Genomic DNA, 16,208 nt, shown 5'->3' on the forward strand with positions numbered 1-16,208 from the left:
CGCTGCCCGCTGCCGTGCTGGATAACCTGCTGGATGCCGCGGCGCTGACGGCGATCGGCGTGACCTCGAATGATTTCGTAACGCTGGATGCCTATGAAGCGCGCTGGCAGTACCTGGAGGTGACCACGCCGGATCTCGAGCCACTGCTCATTGCGATTGCCGATGCCCCCACGGTGACCGAGAGCGGCGATACCGGCACCACCACGCTGGCCTTCGCGGTGAGTACCGAGACCACGGTGTCCGATCAGCTTGGCATTGCCTATTCGCTCGATGGAGGCGCGACCACGCGCTGGCAGACGGTCGAGATTGTTCAAGGGCAGGGCACCCTGCAGGTGGACATCGTCAATGACGATCTCGATGACGGCAGCGATCAGGTCGAGATCCTGCTGGTTGGCACCGACAGCGAGCGCTTCGACATCGCCCCGACCGGCAGCCAGGCAGGGGGAACCGTGCTGGAGGATGACGTGGCGAGTCCCGCGACGGCGGAGGAGGTCTTCGCCGCCGCCGGCCTAGAGGCGACGGACACCTATCCCGAAGGGGTGGTGGGAGCCGCGATCATCACGGTGACTCCGGGACAGGACGTACAGCACTCCAACTTCGGCAGCGACTCCTTCATGGTCACCAACGTCGGTGACAAGAAGATTGCCGCTGTCTTCATCGATGCACGCCCATCGCTCTATCACGATAGCGTTTTCGATGTCGATGGCACCGGCGGTGATACCACCTTCAAGGGTTGGCAGATCGACTCGTCGGGAGGGACCGGTGCTCTCCAGCCGGCCAACTATACACACTATTTCTTTGCTGGGGCCGACCCAGACCCTACTGATGCGGGTAGCAGTGGCGGGTTTCGCGGTGCCCTGGTCCAGTTCTCTGCGACCCTTGACGGAGGGTTCACGACGGGCGAGGCCGTGGGCTTCAGCGGCGACATGGACCCCAACTCCATTGCCGGCATGGATAAGAGTGGAACGAGCGGGGTAGATACCGGCTCGGTGCCCGGTTGGGATGTTGGGGGCGTGTCCGGAGCGGAGATGATAGGGGCCGTCGTACATGTCCTATTTACCGACGGCAGTACGGCGTCGGCTCAGCTAATGGGCGACGGCAGTCAGTCGGGATCGAAGGCGCTCATTACCGAAGAATCGGCATCAGGCGCCGTCGAACTCACGGTCAACGGCCTGCTTCCCGGAGAACTGGGAAGTTATTCCGACGTCGCGCCTACGGTGCTGGTGTCTGGCGAGCCGGCTGCCTGGGTCAGGGTGGTCATGAGCAAGGGGCATCAGCCGGTCAGCAACAATACCGATGGCATAGCCGATATTGTCGAATGGAGGCTCTCCGACGAAGACTTCAGGGTCAATAATGCCGCAGAGTTTCAGACGGTAGATATCCAGTTGGATGCCAACGGCCAGGCGGATCTTTCGGGTCAGTTCACCCACGATGCTTTCCTCAATGGCATCGAGAGTTTTGAGGGTGATAGCCGTCTACCGCTGGGCTTCATCGCCGCCATCATCGACGACCCCGCCGTCTCTGAGGGATTCGCGAGGAGCACCGTCACAACACCGATCTATCTGACGTACGACGATACCTCCCTCTCAACGCAGTCTACGGAAGAGAGCATCTCGATCCTCGATAGTACCTCGACGGAAGTGAGCACGTTTCAGGAAACCAGTAGTGATGACACGGGAATCGTTGGAGTGAGCACCGAGGGCTCCTCGGGCGCCGATCTTCTGTAAGAGGCGGCGCATGATCACTCTTTGATGACTCAAGGGGGCAAGTATGGATATGTGCAAGAGTATCCTGGTAACTGGCGGGGCAGGGTTTCTCGGCTCCCACCTGTGTGAACGACTGCTCAGCCAGGGCGATGAGGTCATATGTGCCGATAACTTCTACACGGGGCGAAAGGATAATATCGCCCACCTGATCGGTCACCCCAAGTTTGAGCTCATTCGTCACGACGTCAATTTTCCCCTCTACGTCGAGGTCGACCAGATTTATAACCTCGCCTGCCCGGCAAGTCCCGTGCACTACCAGTTTGATCCCGTCATGACGACCAAGACCAATGTCCACGGTGCCATCAACCTGCTGGGACTCGCCAAGCGAACAAAGGCAAGGATCCTGCAAGCCTCGACCAGTGAGGTCTACGGAGACCCCGATCGGCATCCTCAGCCCGAAGCCTACTGGGGCATGGTCAATCCGATCGGCCCCAGAAGCTGCTACGACGAGGGGAAGCGTTGCGCGGAAACCCTTTTTTTTGACTATCACCGTCAATACGGCGTGGACATACGTGTTGCCAGGATCTTCAACACATACGGCCCGAGAATGCACCCCGATGATGGACGCGTAGTCAGTAATTTCATCATCCAGGCACTGCAGGACAAAGAGATCACGATCTACGGCAATGGTCTGCAGTCGCGCAGCTTCTGTTATGTCGATGATCTGATCGAAGGCCTGGTCAGGCTCATGAACTGTGAAGATATCACCGGCCCAGTGAACCTGGGGAACAGTGGCGAATACAGCATGCTTGAGCTGGCCGAGAAAATTCTCGAGTTGACTGGAAGCACCAGTCAGCTGCGTTTCTATCCGCTGCCGGAAGATGACCCCAGGCAGCGGTGTCCCGATATCTCACAAGCCGCTCAGTATCTGGGATGGTCACCTACCTGCGAACTAAGCGTGGGATTACGTCACACGATCGAGTATTTCAAGGGGCTCTTGCAGGAGATGAGGGGGGCTTCTAACCAACGGCGAGCCAGTATGGCCACTGAGCGTTACTTGAGGAAGCTGGCCTGAGCGCAATGGAGATCTCGGGGTAAGTCAGGGGTGATTCCGTCGCGATTCATCCCTCGACATAGAGGTAGCACCATGCTGGTAACGATGAAGACATGGTTTCGGCGTTCGACCAAGTCGGCTCTGAGAACGCTTGAGAATGCCTATCGAATCGAGCCATCGGCCTCTCGTCAGGTCAGGTGGCTCGATCATGATGGCCGCAAGGGGCTTGCCTATCTCGATTCCGGTTCCTGTCTTGTAGATGGCGTTGAGGATCAGGAGAGGTTGACAAGGGCACAGGCGTCGGGCGCTTTTAGTGCAGAAAGAGCGTCTTTCCCTCTGGAAATTTCTTCTGATGCAACGTCGCTAGTCGCAACGGCACCCATTGCCTGGCGAGTCGGAGAGCGTATAGACAGTGAGGGCGTGTGTGAAGTCGATGACGCCATGATCTGGGTAATGCGTCCATCGACACTGCGCATGAGATACAAGCAGGAGAGGAAGGCCATCGTATTGAATCGGCACTATCGACCGGTGAGGTCCCCCGGACTGCCTCACCTGTGGGTATTCATGACCAGCTACGACTGGTCTCGCCTCAGGAATCTGAGAAAGAAGGCCGTCTGCGTTTCCGAGCGTGTCGCGGTCTTGGGTAATTACGGATTCGACACCAGGAACTACTACCATTTCTGGGCCGACGCCATGGCGGATCTTTGGTTCCTGCGTCGGCAACTGCCGGAGTCGCGGATGCCCAAGCGATACCTCATTCACTTTGCCGGACTGCCCTGGCAGTGGGAAATTCTCGAAATGTGCGGCATTAAGCGGGCGCAGGTCATTCCGATGCTCGATCATGAGTTTCTGAAGGTCGAGACGGCTCTCGTGCCGGTGCGCGACAAGGGCGCGGAAAGTCTGCCCTCATGGCTGGCGGGAGCGATTCGGCGTGTGGCTGGGTGGCAGTGGCCGCGTTCATCGAGTTCACGGCGCATCTATATATCGCGGGCCGATGCCCTACGCCGCCGCGTCACCAATGAACAGGCCGTCTGCGAGCGCCTGCGCGAGGCGGATTTCCAGATCCTCACCCTGAGCGGTCTCAGCGTCGCGCAGCAACAGGCGCTTTTCGCCTCGGCCTCGGTCGTGTGCGCTCCTCACGGGGCGGCGCTGACCAATCTGGTCTGGTGCCGTCCCGGCACTCTCGTCGTCGACATCTTGCCGAGCAGCTACCTCGTTCCCTGCTTTCAGGAACTCTCCCGACAGTCCGGCCTGGAGTATCTGCCGGTGATCTGCCCACCCTCTACCTCGGACGGGCGAAGCTTCGAACACGACATCACCGTTCCGCTGCAGGACATCGACGCCATCTGCCGCTACCTCGTTTCGGAAGGAGAGGCACGTGTCTCATCGCAATGAACGCTCAGGCCAGCGGGGCATAATTTTTATCCTGATGCCTGTGGAGGTCTCATGAACTCGAGGCTCGAGGCCAGTACGGTCGAACGTGACGAGGTCACGCCCTCTGAGGCACGGCCTCTGAGGGTCCTGCTCTGGTGCCCCTATGGGATCACCATGTCGGGTGGAGGGGCAGGGATCAACTCCCAGCGTCTCTATCAGGCAGCGCAGCAGGGTCAGGTCCATGTCACGGTCGCCCACGGCCTGGACGACCATCCCACCATCGACGGGTTTGCCGATTTCGTCAGGATCGCCAGACTCAGCAAGCCCTCCAGGGTCATGGAACATCTGGTCTTCCTTGGCCGATCCTGGCTGTGGCTGAGGCGACATGTCGACGACTACGATGTCTTCCACGGCATCGACGCCTTCGAGGCGACCATTTCGCCGGCAGCCTGGGCTAAGCGGCGCGGTGTCCCGGTCATCATCAAGCCGGCCAATCAAACGAGCACGGGACCGACGCGATCGTGGCGGCGCCTTTTCCATCGCCCTTGGTTCCGGGCAAGGGCGATGGCCCGTATGGATGGCATCGTGGCGATCAGCCAGACCATTCATGACGATCTACGGGCCAAAGGGATACCTGCCGACAGGGTCGTCAAGATACCGAACGGGATCGATTGCCGGCGCTATTCCCCGCTAAGCGGCAGTGCCCGCCGGGCAGTCCGTGAGCTACTGGGCATGCCCGCCGATGAGTTCTGCCTGCTGTCCGTGGCGGGACTGCGTCCGACCAAGCGCATCGAGTGGAGCCTCGAGGCACTGGCGCTGCTCGTCGAGCGGGGAGACGCCGCGCGTCTCTATCTCGTCGGCAATCAGCGTGACGAGATTTACCGGGACTTCCTGATGGATCGCGTCAAGACGCTCGGCCTCCAAGATCGAGTCGTGATCGTCGGTGAGGTCGATGACACCGCCGCCTACTATCAGGCGGCCGATGCCTTCTGCCTGACCTCGAAGAACGAGGGCATGCCCAATGCGCTGCTGGAAGCGATGGCGTGCGGCCAATGCTGTCTGGTGACACCGGTCTCCGGCTCGAAGGATATCGTCGACGATGGCGTGGACGGCTACTTCATTGCGAGCCCCGGGGAACTGGCCGAGCGGTTGGCGGCATTGATGCACGATGCGCCGCTTCGGAGCGCCTTGGGCGAGGCGGCCAGGCTGAAGGCGCTGGACTACTCCCTCGAGGGCATATGGGGCCAGTATTTCGCTCTGCTGCGTCGGGTGTCCCACTCGCGAGCCGGAGTGCGGCGATGATCACGGTACTTCGTTACCTGGAATACCTCTCTCGGCTCGCCCGAGCCATCGTGCTGTTGGTGCCGATAGCCCTCGTCGCGAGGCTCTACCGAGCCGTGACGCATCGACGTGACATATGGGTGGTGGCCGAACGCCGAGCCGAGGCCCGGGACAATGGCTACCATTTCTATGCGTACCTGTGCAGTCAGCGGCCAGCTATCAGGGCCATCTACGCTATCGATCCTGGCTCCGCCGATGCCGCCAAGGTCGCTCGGCTCGGAGAGACGGTGTGCTTCGGTTCCCTGGCCCATTACTGGGTGTATGCGCTGTCGCGCGTCGCGGCAAGTACGCACATCTACGGTGCCTCTCCCGCCCTGGCCGCTTCGCACTTCGTGCGCGGGATACTGCCCGGAAAGCTTCACGTGTTTCTTCGTCATGGGGTCTCCAAGGACGAGGTGCTGGGCATCAAGAATCACAATACCGGGATGGATTTGATCGTCTGTGGGGCCAAGCCGGAGTTCGACTATCTGGAACGCCTCGCCGGTAGACCCGACCATGGCCTGGTCTATACAGGACTCTGTCGATTCGATCGTCTCTACCATGTGCCCTCGACGAAACGTCGTATCCTGTTCATGCCGACGTTTCGCAAGTGGCTCTTCAATCTGACGCGGTTGCCCAAGTCCCTGGCCTATGAGGCGTTCAGAAAGGATCCCTATTGGATCCATATCCAGGGACTGATCAACCATCCTGTGCTGGGGACCTACCTGGCTCGCCACGATGTGGAGCTGTTGCTGTTGCTGCATCCCTCGGTTGGCTATTTCGGTGACTGCTTCTCTTCCCAGAGTCCCGGAGTGAGGGTCATCAGTGGAAAGGATCATGACATCCAGGAGCTGATCCGCGGCTGCGATGCGCTGATCACCGATTTTTCCAGTGTGTTCTTCGATTTCGCCTATCTCGAGAAACCCGTGGTCTATTACCATTTCGATCGAGAGAGATACCGCTCGAGCCACTATCGAGAAGGCTACTTCGTTTACGAGCGGGATGGCTTCGGCCCCGTGCTTCACGAGGCCGATGAGGTGGTGGCCGAGCTCCAGCGATGGGCCGAGACGGGATTCTCCATGCCGGATATCTACCGTCGGCGGGCCGCCCGGTTCTTCCCGGTCAAGGATGTCGAGAACACCGAGCGGGTCTTCCAGGCCATCAAACGATGCCTGTCGAAGGGGGTGGCGGGGTAGCAGCCATGGGCTGAAGGGGGAACGCCGTCTAGGCGTCGCGGGTCCCATGTCCACGGCCGTGGACATCGCCTCTAGGCTTCGCTGAACTGAGCGGGGGTAGCGATGTGCACTGCACCCGATCCCATGCTCGGAGCCTGGAGAGTGCCATGATCGAATCCCTGCAACGACTCCTTCGAGGGGTAGTGACCAATGACGACGTGCCTGACCGGGAAGCGCCCACTCTGGCACTGTCTGTTGCGGCCCTGCTCTTCGAGGTCGCCCGCGCCGACTACCACCTCGACGACAGCGAAGTCCTCCTGCTGCGTGAGCTGCTGCAGCGGCGTTTCGCGTTGGAAGACGCTGAGCTCGAGGAGTTGATGCATCTCGCTCGACAGGAAGCCGAGTCGGCCGTGGATCACTACCGGTTCGTCAGTCTGGTCAAGGAGCACTGCGACTATGAGCAGCGCTGCGAACTGGTGCGCATGATGTGGTCACTGTCGCTGGCCGATGGAGAGCGACACCATCTGGAGGAGCATCGCATTCGTCGTCTGAGCGAGCTTCTCCACGTCAGCCACCCCGACTTCATTCGCGCCAAGCTCAGGGTTCAGGAGGAGGGCACTCGCTGATGGTGTGATCTTCGCTTTTCCTCGTCACGTGAAAGGGGCATGCTGTGATATGACTCTACCTGGGGAAATCCTTATGGGACAATTCCTTATGTGGCAGTCCTGATGTGATAGCCCTTAGGTGAAGAGCCCCGTAACAGCTGACAAGGAGTCGAGTGATGGCGCGTGAGATAGCGGTGGTGGGAGCCGGGATGGTAGGGGTGTCGGTCGCCTGGCACCTCGCCCGGCGAGGGCACTCGGTGACCCTGATCGATCGGCGGGCGCCGGGTCGCGAGACCTCATTCGGCAACGCCGGCATCATTCAGCGCGAGGCGGTCCGTCCTTATCCCTTTCCGCGAGATATTGCCACCCTGCTGCGCGTGCTGCCCAACCGCCAGGTGGATATCCGCTATCGCCCCGGCGGCATGCTGCAGGCGGCTGGCCCGCTGCTGCGCTATTGGCATAACTCCTCCAAGGCGCGTTACCAGAAGATCGTGCCGGAGTATGCCTCGCTGATCGGGCTGTCGCTGGAGTCCCATGCTCCGATGATCGAGGCGGCTGACGCCGAGCGACTGGTGCGACGAGAAGGCTGGCTCGAGGTCTATCATACGGCGACCGAACTGGACGCGCGGGCGGCCGCGGCCCGTGATGACGAGCAGCGCTTCGGGGTGCGTCACCGCGTGCTGGACGCCGCCGCCTTGGCCGCCTTCGAGCCGTGCCTGGCCGAGGGGCTGGCGGGGGCCATCCACTGGCAGGATCCCTGGACGGTTGCCGATCCCGGTGCTCTGGTTCAGGCCTATGCCAGGAGCTTTGAGGCGGAAGGGGGGCGCGTGCAGCAGGCCGACGTGACGGGCATCGAGCGTCAGGGCAGTGGCTGGCGTGTCGCGACCTCGGAGGGGGCGTTCGACGCCGAGCAGCTGGTCATGGCCATGGGGCCCTGGTCTCGCGAGTGGCTAAGCGCGCTGGGGCTCGAGATCCCGCTGTTCGTCAAGCGGGGTTACCACATGCATTACGCGGCCTCGGGGGCGGAGACACTGCGCCACTGGGTCATGGATGCCGAGGTCGGTTACGTACTGGCGCCCATGCAGGCAGGCATCCGGCTGACCACCGGGGCAGAACTGGAACGACTCGACGCACCGCCGCACCTCGCGCAGCTGGATGCGGCGGAACAGGCAGCGCGGCGGCTTCTGCCGCTGGGCGAGCGGGTCGAGGCCGAACCCTGGAAGGGCGCCCGCCCGTGCACCCCCGACATGAAACCGGTGATCGGGCCGGCACCGGGACAGCAAGGCCTGTGGCTGGCCTTCGGCCACGGCCACCAGGGCTTCACCCTGGGGCCGGCGACCGGTCGCCTGCTCGGCCAGATGATGGATGGTGAGACCCCCGACATCGACATGGCGCCGTTCCGGGTCGATCGGTTCTGACCATCTGAGAATGTGGGAGGCGGGGAGCAGGATAGCCCCGTGCTGCCCTCCGACCATCGCGCGGTAAGCAGCGCCCCCACAACGGCCTGCGCTGGTCTCCCTGCCGGTGCGAACCTTATGGGAGCCGTGCTTGCACGGCGAAGCGAGGCCGGGAGCAGGCGCCTAACGCTTCGCCTTGCGCTTCTGTTGAATCAGGTGGATCAACAGCTTGAAGAGCAGGGTGACGACGAATACCAGCCAGCCGGCCGTAGCCAGCGTGTTGAACAGCAGCATCTTGAGCTCGCCGTTCATCGGCGTGATCAGGTGATCGATGACGATGGCCAGCAGGAAGGCCAGGGTCAGGGGCAGGGCGAGGATGTGCATCCACATCTCGGTGCGTCGCTTGCGCACGTGGTAGCGCCCCAGCAGCACACGGATCGGACGGTGCACGAAGCTGATCAGGATCAGGCTGCCCACGATCAGCAGCGCGGCCAGCGACGGCTCGATGCTGCCCAGGTGGGCCGAGATGCTGACCGACCAGTAGAGCACCAGCCACATGAGACCGGCCAGGATGGCGACGATGTCGGCGTAGTGTCTTACCTTGGGCATGCTGTCCTCATGCAGGAGTGGTGCGGCCTGTCAGGCTGGCGTCATGATACGGCATTCGGCGCCGCTTGCGGAGACGATGAGGCCACCGACCGCCGGTGACGGGCTGGGGAGGCGGAAAGGGCGCGAGCGGGGCCTTGCCGAGAGACCTCTTTCTAGCGTTACCTGATCCAGCGGGACCTTATCGAGAGGCGCATGGTAGCAGACACGGCGCGGCCCCGGGGCTCGGGAACGCGCGGCGGTTGCGATATACTGTCGTCTGCCCGTCTAGCCGCGCGACGTCGGTCGCGTGGTAGCGGCCCGACGGCCCCATTTTCTCCCTGCCGCCCTGCGCGACAGGCGCTCTCGATACCGATTTTCGAAACAGACTCTCGACACAGGACCTGCCGTGAACTCGATTAACCTGATCCGCCCTGACGACTGGCACCTCCACCTTCGAGATGACGACGTGCTCTCGGCCGTGGTGGCCGCCAGTGCGCGCCAGATGGGCCGTGCGATCATCATGCCCAATCTCAAGCCGCCGGTGACCACCACCGAACAGGCGCTGGCCTATCGGGAGCGGATCCTGGCGGCCCTGCCCGCCGGGTCGCGGTTCGAGCCGCTGATGACGCTCTATCTCACCGATGCCACCTCGGCCGAGGAGATCGAACGGGCCCAGGCGAGTGGTCTGGTGCACGGCGTGAAGCTCTATCCCGCCGGGGCGACCACCAACTCCGCCTCCGGGGTGACCGATCTCGCGCATTGCGACGCGGCCATCGCCGCCATGGCGCGGCTGGGCATGCCCCTGCTCGTCCACGGCGAGGTGACCGACGCCGATATCGACATCTTCGATCGCGAGGCGGTGTTCATCGAGCGGGTGATGAAGCCGCTGCTGGAGCGGCATCCGGACCTGAAGGTCGTGTTCGAGCACATCACCACCGCCGAGGCGGCGGCGTTCGTGTCTAGCGCCCCGGCCAACGTGGCGGCCACCATCACCGTCCATCACCTGCTGTTCAACCGCAACCACATGCTGGTGGGCGGCATTCGTCCGCACTATTACTGCCTGCCGATCCTCAAGCGCGAGCGTCATCGTCAGGCGTTGCTGGAGGCCGCCACCTCGGGAAGCTCCAAGTTCTTCCTGGGCACCGACAGTGCGCCTCATGCCCGGGGCGACAAGGAGAGTGCCTGTGGCTGTGCCGGCGCCTACAGCGCCCCGGCGGCCCTGGAACTCTACGCCACCGCCTTCGAGCAGGCTGGTGCCCTGGAGCGCCTGGAAGGCTTCGCCAGCCACCATGGTCCGGATTTCTACGGCCTTCCGCGAAATGCCGAGACCGTGACCCTGGTGCGTGAGGCCTGGCAGCTGCCGGAGTCGCTGCCGTATGCCGACGGGCAGACCATCGTGCCCCTCGCTGCCGGCGAGACGCTCGGCTGGAAGCTCGTCGATTGAGGCCGAGCGCTCGGCTCAGGTAACAGGCCGACGGCCGCCCCGAGGGGCGGCCGTCGTCGTTTGAGCCGTCGTTGGGGCTCGCCAGGAGAGCGCTCAGTCGTCGTGCAGCTGGCGATCCAGGAAGGCGAGCCCGGCCTCGATGGCGCCGTCGCGCAGCAGGAAGCTGGTGAAGTGGCCGCGGTAGTGCTGCAGATAGAGCTCGCTCACCACGCCGTGTGCCTCGAGTGCCGCATGGAAGTCGGTGGCGTGATCCACAGGCACCAGGGTGTCCCAGCGACCGTGGAAGAGGAAGTGGGGCGGGGCGTCGGCGTCGACGTGGGTGATCGGCGAGGCCTGTCGATAGGCCTGCGGCTTCTCGGCGCGGGTGCCGCCGATGAACTCGACCACCAGGCGGCCATCATCGAACTTCATCAGATCGCTGGGCAGGCCGCCGGCCAGCACGGCCGCCAGGCGCCCCGACTCGCCGGTCAGGGCCAGCAGGCTGACCAGGTGCGCGCCGCTGGAGTAGCCGACGCCGACGAGGCGTGCGGTGTCGATGCGCCAGGCCTCGGCGCGTTCATGGATCCACGCCACCGCCTGCTCGAGGTCCTCCAGCTGGGCGGGGAAGCGATACTCGGGGGCGAAGCGGTAGGCGACATTGATCGTGACATAGCCGCGCCGGGCGAGCCGCTCGGCGATCGCCGTCATGTCGTCGGGCGTGCGCCGCTGCCAGCCCCCGCCGTGGACCAACAGCGCGGCGGGGCGCCGCGCCTCGCCAGGTGTGTCTGGCAGCAGCACGCGCGCCTCGAGGGCCTCGGGCCAGTCGGGCGGCGTATAGGGACGCGGGGAGAGGCGCCGGAAGTCGACGTCGGGGCGAGGCCCCGACTGGGTGATGGCGGGGGCGTCGCTCGTGGAGAGATGCGTGGCGCAGCCCACCACCAGCAGCGGCAGGCAGAGGGCGAGCCCTCGCCACCAGCCGACCGCCGGGCGGGGCATGCCTCAGCCCTCCACGGGCTCCGCCTGGGGGCAGGGCTGGCCCAGGCGGTCGACCATGGCCGTGACCATGCGCGTCGAATGGTCGGCGGCCTTCTCCAGGAACTGCTCGAAGGAGAGGTGGTTGTCGCCGCCGCCGGCGATGTCGGAGAGCGCGCGGATCACCACGAAGGGGCAGCCGTAGAGGTGGCAGGTCTGGGCGATCGCTGCGGCCTCCATCTCGGCGGCCAGCATGGTGGGAAAGCGCGAGCGCGTGGTGGCGACGAGCTCCGGGCAGGCCATGAAGACGTCGCCGGTGGCGATCAGCCCTTCCACCACGTTGACCTCGCCCAGCGACTCGACGCATTCGCGTGCCACCGTGACCAGGTGTTCGTCCGGCAGGTAGGCGGCCGGCATGTTTGGTACCTGGCCATGCTCGTAGCCGAACACCACGGCGTCGACGTCGTGGTGGCGTACTTCGCTCGAGACCACCACGTCACCGATCTCCAGCCCCTCGCCGAAGCCACCGGCGGAGCCGGTGTTGATGATCGCCTCGGGATGGTAGACGTCCAGCAGCAGGGTGGTGCCGACCGCGGCGTTCACCTTGCCGATGCCGGATTGCAGGATCACCACCTCGACGCCGTGCAGGCGGCCGAGGTGGAAGGTGCAGCCGACGTGATGGCGGGTGCGGCGATCCTCCAGCTGGGCGGCGAGCTGCTCGACTTCCTGGGCCATGGCGCCGATGATGCCGATGCGCTTCATGCGAAGATGTCCGCCCACTCGTCGCGCTTGGCCAGGAAGCCGCGGGCGATCTGCTGGGCGCCCTCCAGGCTGTGGCTGGCGGCCCAGCCGCACTGCATCTCGTTGCAGGCGGGCACTTCGGTGGCCTTGAGCACGTCCTCGAGGGTGCCCTCGACCAGCGCGAGCACGCCGTCGTAGTCGTCGTGGTTGATCATCGCGATGTAGAAGCCGGTCTGGCACCCCATCGGGCTGATGTCGACGACCTTGTCGGAGTGGTTGCGCGACAGCTCGGCCATCAGGTGCTCCAGCGAGTGCAGGCCGGGCATGTCCATGTGGTCCTGATTGGGCTGGCAGATCCGCATGTCGTACTTGTGAATGGTGTCGCCGTGCTCGCCGGTCTTGATGTCGGCCAGGCGGATGTATGGCGCCTTCACCTTGGTGTGGTCGAGGTTGAAGCTCTCGACGTTCATCTTCTTGTCGGTCATCGGACGACCTCGCGAGTCGGAAAAAGTGGAGGCGAGATTCTAGCGGAATTCGCGGGAGGGTGCATGTCATCGCGCCCGCGAGGCTTCCTGGTCTCGGCGCCTTATTCCGCGGCGTCGTGGAGCTCGGCGGCCTGCAGGGTGTTCTCGAGCAGGGTGGCCACGGTCATCGGGCCCACGCCGCCGGGCACCGGGGTGATCCAGCTGGCACGCTCGGAGGCGGCGGCGAAGTCGATGTCGCCGATCAAGCGCCCGTCGTCCTGACGATTGATGCCCACGTCGATGACGATGGCGCCGGGCTTGATCCACTCGCCCTTGACGAGTCCGGGCTTGCCGACCGCCACCACCAGCAGGTCGGCGCGGCGCACGTGCTCCTCCAGATTGCCGGTGAAGCGGTGACAGACCGTGGTGGTGCAGCCGGCGAGCATCAGCTCCAGCGCCATGGGGCGCCCGACGATGTTGGAGGCGCCGACCACGGTGGCATCCAGGCCGCGCACCGAGAGCTCGCTCTGCTGGAGCAGGGTCATCACGCCCTTGGGCGTGCAGGGGCGCAGCAGCGGCAGGCGCTGGGCCAGGCGACCGAGGTTGTAGGGGTGGAAGCCGTCGACGTCCTTGTTCGGCAGGATGCGCTCGAGGATCGGTCGCGGGTCGAGATGCTCGGGCAGCGGCAGCTGCACCAGGATGCCGTCGATGCGCGGGTCCTCGTTGAGCTCGTCGACCAGCTGCTCGAGCGCCTGCTGGCTGGTGTCGGCCGGCAGCTGATGCTTGAACGAGAGGATGCCGGCCTCCTCGCAGGCGCGGTGCTTGTTGCGCACGTATACGGCGGAGGCGGCGTCCTCGCCCACCAGGACCACGGCAAGCCCCGGGATGCGCCCGCCGGCCTCGCGGCGCGTCTGGACCTGACGCGCGACCTGCTGGCGGACTCGGGCGGCAATGGACTTGCCATCGATCAGTTGGGCGGTCATCGAGCTTCCCTCTGGTGGTTCGGGGTGAGTGTGAGACCGTGGCGGATGTGCACGGTGGTCGGGGCGGGATTTTCGCATGCCGGGACCCGCAGGCAAAGCGCGGGGCGGCAGCGGCGCGGTCGGCGCTTGACCCGCCGGTAAAGTTACGTAGAATACGCAGCGCTTGACGAGGCCCCTGCGGCGACGTCGAGGCCGTGCAAGAGCCGGCGGGGTGTAGCGCAGTCTGGTAGCGCGCCTGCTTTGGGAGCAGGATGTCGGGGGTTCGAATCCCTCCACCCCGACCACAACCTGTTGATTGGAAAGTTTTATTTTCCTCCAAGGGTTGCGGTCAGGCGCCCGGATACGTATCATGCGCCCATAGCTCAACCGGATAGAGCAACGGCCTTCTAAGCCGTAGGTTGCAGGTTCGAGTCCTGCTGGGCGCGCCATGCAGTGCATGGGCGTGTCGCCAGCGGTCCGAGTTGTCCGCAAGAGCTTGTGGCAATCAGCAAGACCCGTGTCGTTGTGGTGGATGTAGCTCAGTGGTAGAGCCCCGGATTGTGGCTCCGGTGGTCGTGGGTTCGATCCCCATCATCCACCCCATCTCGACATGATCTCCAGGCAGTGGTGGATGTAGCTCAGTGGTAGAGCCCCGGATTGTGGCTCCGGTGGTCGTGGGTTCGATCCCCATCATCCACCCCATTGCCTCCCTCAGCATGACTCCCGTCTCTTTCGCAGTGCTCCCTTCGTTGCCTTTGCTCATGGTCATTGCCATGCGGCTACCCGTGATCTCGTGTCGTGATGTCTCGTGACGCGCCCCTTCGGCGATCCTGCTTATCGCCGTGCCCGGAACAGAAAATCTCCGTGGCGACCCTTGTAATGCGCCGCCGGGCCCCCATCTGATCAGGCACGGCGCTTGCCAGTCACGGGCGGGATTCTTAGAATCAGCCCTTTGAACTTTTCACGCTTTCAGAACGCCCCAGTCGGTAGAGGACATTTCATGCAAGTTTCCGTCGATACGACCTCCCAGATTGAACGCCGCATCACGGTTCAGGTGCCGGCCGCCGAGGTCGACGAGGCCGTTGCCGCTCGTCTCAAGGATGCCGCCAAGAACGTGCGCCTGGACGGGTTCCGCAAGGGCAAGGTGCCGATGTCGGTGATCCGTCAGCGCTACGGCCACGACGTGCGTAACGAAGTGGTGGGCGAGGTCATGCGTGAGCGCTACGTGCGCGCCATCTCCGAGCACGAGCTCAACCCGGCAGGCTACCCGCAGATCGAGGCCACCACCAACGAGACCGGCAAGGACCTGGAGTTCACCGCCACCCTCGAGATCTACCCCGAGATCGAGTTGGGCTCCATTGAGGGTACCGAGGTCGAGCGTCCGGTGGTCGAGGTGACCGAGGCCGACGTCGACGAGATGATCGACACCCTGCGCAAGCAGAATGCCGGCTGGGAAGAAGTCGAGCGCGCCGCCGAGGATGGCGACCAGGTCAAGATCGACTTCCAGGGCTTCCTGGGCGACGAGCCCTTCGAGGGCGGCAGCGCCGAGGGCCACGAGCTGGTGATCGGTTCCGGCAGCTTCATCCCCGGTTTCGAGGAGCAGCTGATCGGTGCCAAGGCCGGTGAGGAGAAGGAGCTCAAGGTCACCTTCCCCGAGGACTACCAGGCCGAGCAGCTGGCCGGTCAGGAAGCGACCTTCAAGGTCAAGGTCCACGCGGTGAAGGGTCAGGCCCTGCCTGAGGTCGATGCCGAGTTCATCGCCAAGTTCGGCGTCGAGGACGGCGATCTGGACAAGTTCCGCAGCGAGGTCAAGCAGAACATGACCCGCGAGGCGAGCCAGGCCGTCGACAATCGCGTCAAGCAGCAGGTGCTCGAGGCGCTGAAGAAGGCTAATGACATCCCGGTGCCCCAGTCGCTGGTGCAGCAGGAGACCGACGGCCTCAAGCGCCAGGCGGCCCAGCAGTTCGGCCTCGGCGAGGACTTCGACGTTTCCCAGCTGCCCGACGAGCTGTTCAGCGAGCAGGCCAAGAGCCGCGTCCAGGTCGGCCTGCTGCTGGCCGAGGTGATCAAGAGCCACGAGCTCGAGGCCACCGACGAGGAGATCAAGGCCAAGGTCGAGGAGCTGGCCCAGCAGTACCAGGACCCCGAGCAGGTCGTCGCCCACTACATGGGCAATGACCAGCTGAAGACCCAGGTCCAGTCCGCCATCCTCGAGGAGAAGGCGGTCGACGCGCTGCTCGCGCAGGCCACCGTCAAGGACGTGGAAATGGGCTACCAGGAAGCCCTCGCCGCGGCCCAGCAGCAGGGCGAAGCGGCCGAGGAAGACGAAGAGGCCGAAGGCGAAGCCCAGGCCTGAGTCTCGCTTCGGGATAGCCTGCCCGGCCGTGCGGCCGGGCAGGCGCTGCATCCTCCGCTTCCATTCATCGG

Annotated in this window: 14 protein-coding genes and 4 tRNA genes; 13 read left to right on the forward strand and 5 right to left on the reverse strand. The window is 63.9% G+C overall.

Going from position 1 to position 16,208, the window contains the following annotated elements:
• From ACGTNG_RS16055 to ACGTNG_RS16085, 7 genes are all read left to right on the forward strand, one after another.
• The coding region (locus ACGTNG_RS16055; RefSeq protein ID WP_394797532.1) for a hypothetical protein at positions 1 to 1,727 on the forward strand (1,727 nt) is incomplete at its 5' end.
• A gap of 43 nt (positions 1,728 to 1,770) precedes the next feature.
• Positions 1,771 to 2,781 (forward strand): UDP-glucuronic acid decarboxylase family protein, encoded by a 1,011-nt coding sequence (locus tag ACGTNG_RS16060; protein ID WP_394797533.1) that lies wholly within the window; start codon positions 1,771 to 1,773, stop codon positions 2,779 to 2,781.
• Positions 2,782 to 2,853: 72 nt separating this feature from the next.
• On the forward strand, positions 2,854 to 4,155 hold the full coding sequence (locus tag ACGTNG_RS16065; RefSeq protein WP_394797534.1) for a glycosyltransferase family 61 protein: 1,302 nt from the start codon (positions 2,854 to 2,856) through the stop codon (positions 4,153 to 4,155).
• A 51-nt stretch (positions 4,156 to 4,206) separates the two neighbouring features.
• Entirely contained in the window at positions 4,207 to 5,436 is a 1,230-nt protein-coding gene (locus tag ACGTNG_RS16070; RefSeq protein ID WP_394797535.1) for a glycosyltransferase family 4 protein, read from the forward strand.
• Positions 5,433 to 6,650: a CDP-glycerol glycerophosphotransferase family protein gene (locus ACGTNG_RS16075; protein ID WP_394797536.1), complete on the forward strand. Its 1,218-nt coding sequence runs from the start codon at positions 5,433 to 5,435 to the stop codon at positions 6,648 to 6,650. Before ACGTNG_RS16070 ends, ACGTNG_RS16075 begins: the two co-directional genes overlap by 4 nt.
• Positions 6,651 to 6,796: 146 nt before the next feature.
• Positions 6,797 to 7,255: a tellurite resistance TerB family protein gene (locus ACGTNG_RS16080; RefSeq protein WP_394797537.1), complete on the forward strand. Its 459-nt coding sequence runs from the start codon at positions 6,797 to 6,799 to the stop codon at positions 7,253 to 7,255.
• Positions 7,256 to 7,410: 155 nt separating this feature from the next.
• Positions 7,411 to 8,652 (forward strand): NAD(P)/FAD-dependent oxidoreductase, encoded by a 1,242-nt coding sequence (locus tag ACGTNG_RS16085; protein ID WP_394797538.1) that lies wholly within the window; start codon positions 7,411 to 7,413, stop codon positions 8,650 to 8,652.
• Positions 8,653 to 8,814: 162 nt separating this feature from the next.
• Here the strand turns inward: ACGTNG_RS16085 and ACGTNG_RS16090 are convergent, their stop codons facing one another.
• Positions 8,815 to 9,240: a hypothetical protein gene (locus ACGTNG_RS16090; protein WP_108444418.1), complete on the reverse strand. Its 426-nt coding sequence runs from the start codon at positions 9,238 to 9,240 to the stop codon at positions 8,815 to 8,817.
• A gap of 394 nt (positions 9,241 to 9,634) precedes the next feature.
• Between ACGTNG_RS16090 and pyrC the strand changes: the two genes are divergently transcribed.
• The gene (gene pyrC, locus ACGTNG_RS16095) at positions 9,635 to 10,663 is read left to right on the forward strand and encodes a dihydroorotase (RefSeq protein WP_394797733.1); all 1,029 of its coding nucleotides are present in this window, start codon (positions 9,635 to 9,637) and stop codon (positions 10,661 to 10,663) included.
• A gap of 93 nt (positions 10,664 to 10,756) precedes the next feature.
• Here pyrC and ACGTNG_RS16100 read toward each other — a convergent pair whose 3' ends face one another.
• The 4 genes from ACGTNG_RS16100 to folD all read right to left on the reverse strand — a co-directional run bounded on the left by ACGTNG_RS16100 (position 10,757) and on the right by folD (position 13,802).
• Positions 10,757 to 11,638, reverse strand: a complete 882-nt coding sequence (locus ACGTNG_RS16100) for an alpha/beta hydrolase fold domain-containing protein (protein ID WP_394797539.1) — start codon at positions 11,636 to 11,638, stop codon at positions 10,757 to 10,759.
• Positions 11,639 to 11,641: 3 nt separating this feature from the next.
• Entirely contained in the window at positions 11,642 to 12,376 is a 735-nt protein-coding gene (gene mtnN, locus ACGTNG_RS16105) for a 5'-methylthioadenosine/S-adenosylhomocysteine nucleosidase (protein ID WP_394797540.1), read from the reverse strand.
• Positions 12,373 to 12,840: an S-ribosylhomocysteine lyase gene (locus ACGTNG_RS16110; protein WP_394797541.1), complete on the reverse strand. Its 468-nt coding sequence runs from the start codon at positions 12,838 to 12,840 to the stop codon at positions 12,373 to 12,375. Before ACGTNG_RS16110 ends, mtnN begins: the two co-directional genes overlap by 4 nt.
• Positions 12,841 to 12,941: 101 nt before the next feature.
• On the reverse strand, positions 12,942 to 13,802 hold the full coding sequence (gene folD, locus ACGTNG_RS16115) for a bifunctional methylenetetrahydrofolate dehydrogenase/methenyltetrahydrofolate cyclohydrolase FolD (RefSeq protein WP_394797542.1): 861 nt from the start codon (positions 13,800 to 13,802) through the stop codon (positions 12,942 to 12,944).
• 207 nt (positions 13,803 to 14,009) lie between these two features.
• Between folD and ACGTNG_RS16120 the strand changes: the two genes are divergently transcribed.
• From ACGTNG_RS16120 to tig, 5 genes are all read left to right on the forward strand, one after another.
• Positions 14,010 to 14,086: transfer RNA gene (locus tag ACGTNG_RS16120), tRNA-Pro, on the forward strand.
• Between the two features lie 67 nt (positions 14,087 to 14,153).
• Positions 14,154 to 14,230: transfer RNA gene (locus ACGTNG_RS16125), tRNA-Arg, on the forward strand.
• A gap of 79 nt (positions 14,231 to 14,309) precedes the next feature.
• Positions 14,310 to 14,384, forward strand: a tRNA-His gene (locus ACGTNG_RS16130).
• Positions 14,385 to 14,408: 24 nt separating this feature from the next.
• A tRNA-His gene (locus ACGTNG_RS16135) sits at positions 14,409 to 14,483 on the forward strand.
• Between the two features lie 298 nt (positions 14,484 to 14,781).
• Positions 14,782 to 16,137, forward strand: coding sequence for a trigger factor (gene tig / locus ACGTNG_RS16140; protein ID WP_394797543.1), 1,356 nt, complete (start codon positions 14,782 to 14,784; stop codon positions 16,135 to 16,137).
• Positions 16,138 to 16,208 lie beyond the last annotated feature (71 nt).

It is taken from the genome of Halomonas sp. B23F22_3, assembly GCF_043496965.1.
Lineage (GTDB): Bacteria > Pseudomonadota > Gammaproteobacteria > Pseudomonadales > Halomonadaceae > Halomonas.

Coding starts and splice junctions, on each gene's coding strand:
- ACGTNG_RS16060 (WP_394797533.1), top strand. CDS start 1,771: ATGGATATGTGCAAGAGTATCCTGGTAACTGGCGGGGCAGGGTTTCTC.
- ACGTNG_RS16065 (WP_394797534.1), top strand. CDS start 2,854: ATGCTGGTAACGATGAAGACATGGTTTCGGCGTTCGACCAAGTCGGCT.
- ACGTNG_RS16070 (WP_394797535.1), top strand. CDS start 4,207: ATGAACTCGAGGCTCGAGGCCAGTACGGTCGAACGTGACGAGGTCACG.
- ACGTNG_RS16075 (WP_394797536.1), top strand. CDS start 5,433: ATGATCACGGTACTTCGTTACCTGGAATACCTCTCTCGGCTCGCCCGA.
- ACGTNG_RS16080 (WP_394797537.1), top strand. CDS start 6,797: ATGATCGAATCCCTGCAACGACTCCTTCGAGGGGTAGTGACCAATGAC.
- ACGTNG_RS16085 (WP_394797538.1), top strand. CDS start 7,411: ATGGCGCGTGAGATAGCGGTGGTGGGAGCCGGGATGGTAGGGGTGTCG.
- ACGTNG_RS16090 (WP_108444418.1), bottom strand. CDS start 9,240: ATGCCCAAGGTAAGACACTACGCCGACATCGTCGCCATCCTGGCCGGT.
- ACGTNG_RS16100 (WP_394797539.1), bottom strand. CDS start 11,638: ATGCCCCGCCCGGCGGTCGGCTGGTGGCGAGGGCTCGCCCTCTGCCTG.
- mtnN (WP_394797540.1), bottom strand. CDS start 12,376: ATGAAGCGCATCGGCATCATCGGCGCCATGGCCCAGGAAGTCGAGCAG.
- ACGTNG_RS16110 (WP_394797541.1), bottom strand. CDS start 12,840: ATGACCGACAAGAAGATGAACGTCGAGAGCTTCAACCTCGACCACACC.
- folD (WP_394797542.1), bottom strand. CDS start 13,802: ATGACCGCCCAACTGATCGATGGCAAGTCCATTGCCGCCCGAGTCCGC.
- tig (WP_394797543.1), top strand. CDS start 14,782: ATGCAAGTTTCCGTCGATACGACCTCCCAGATTGAACGCCGCATCACG.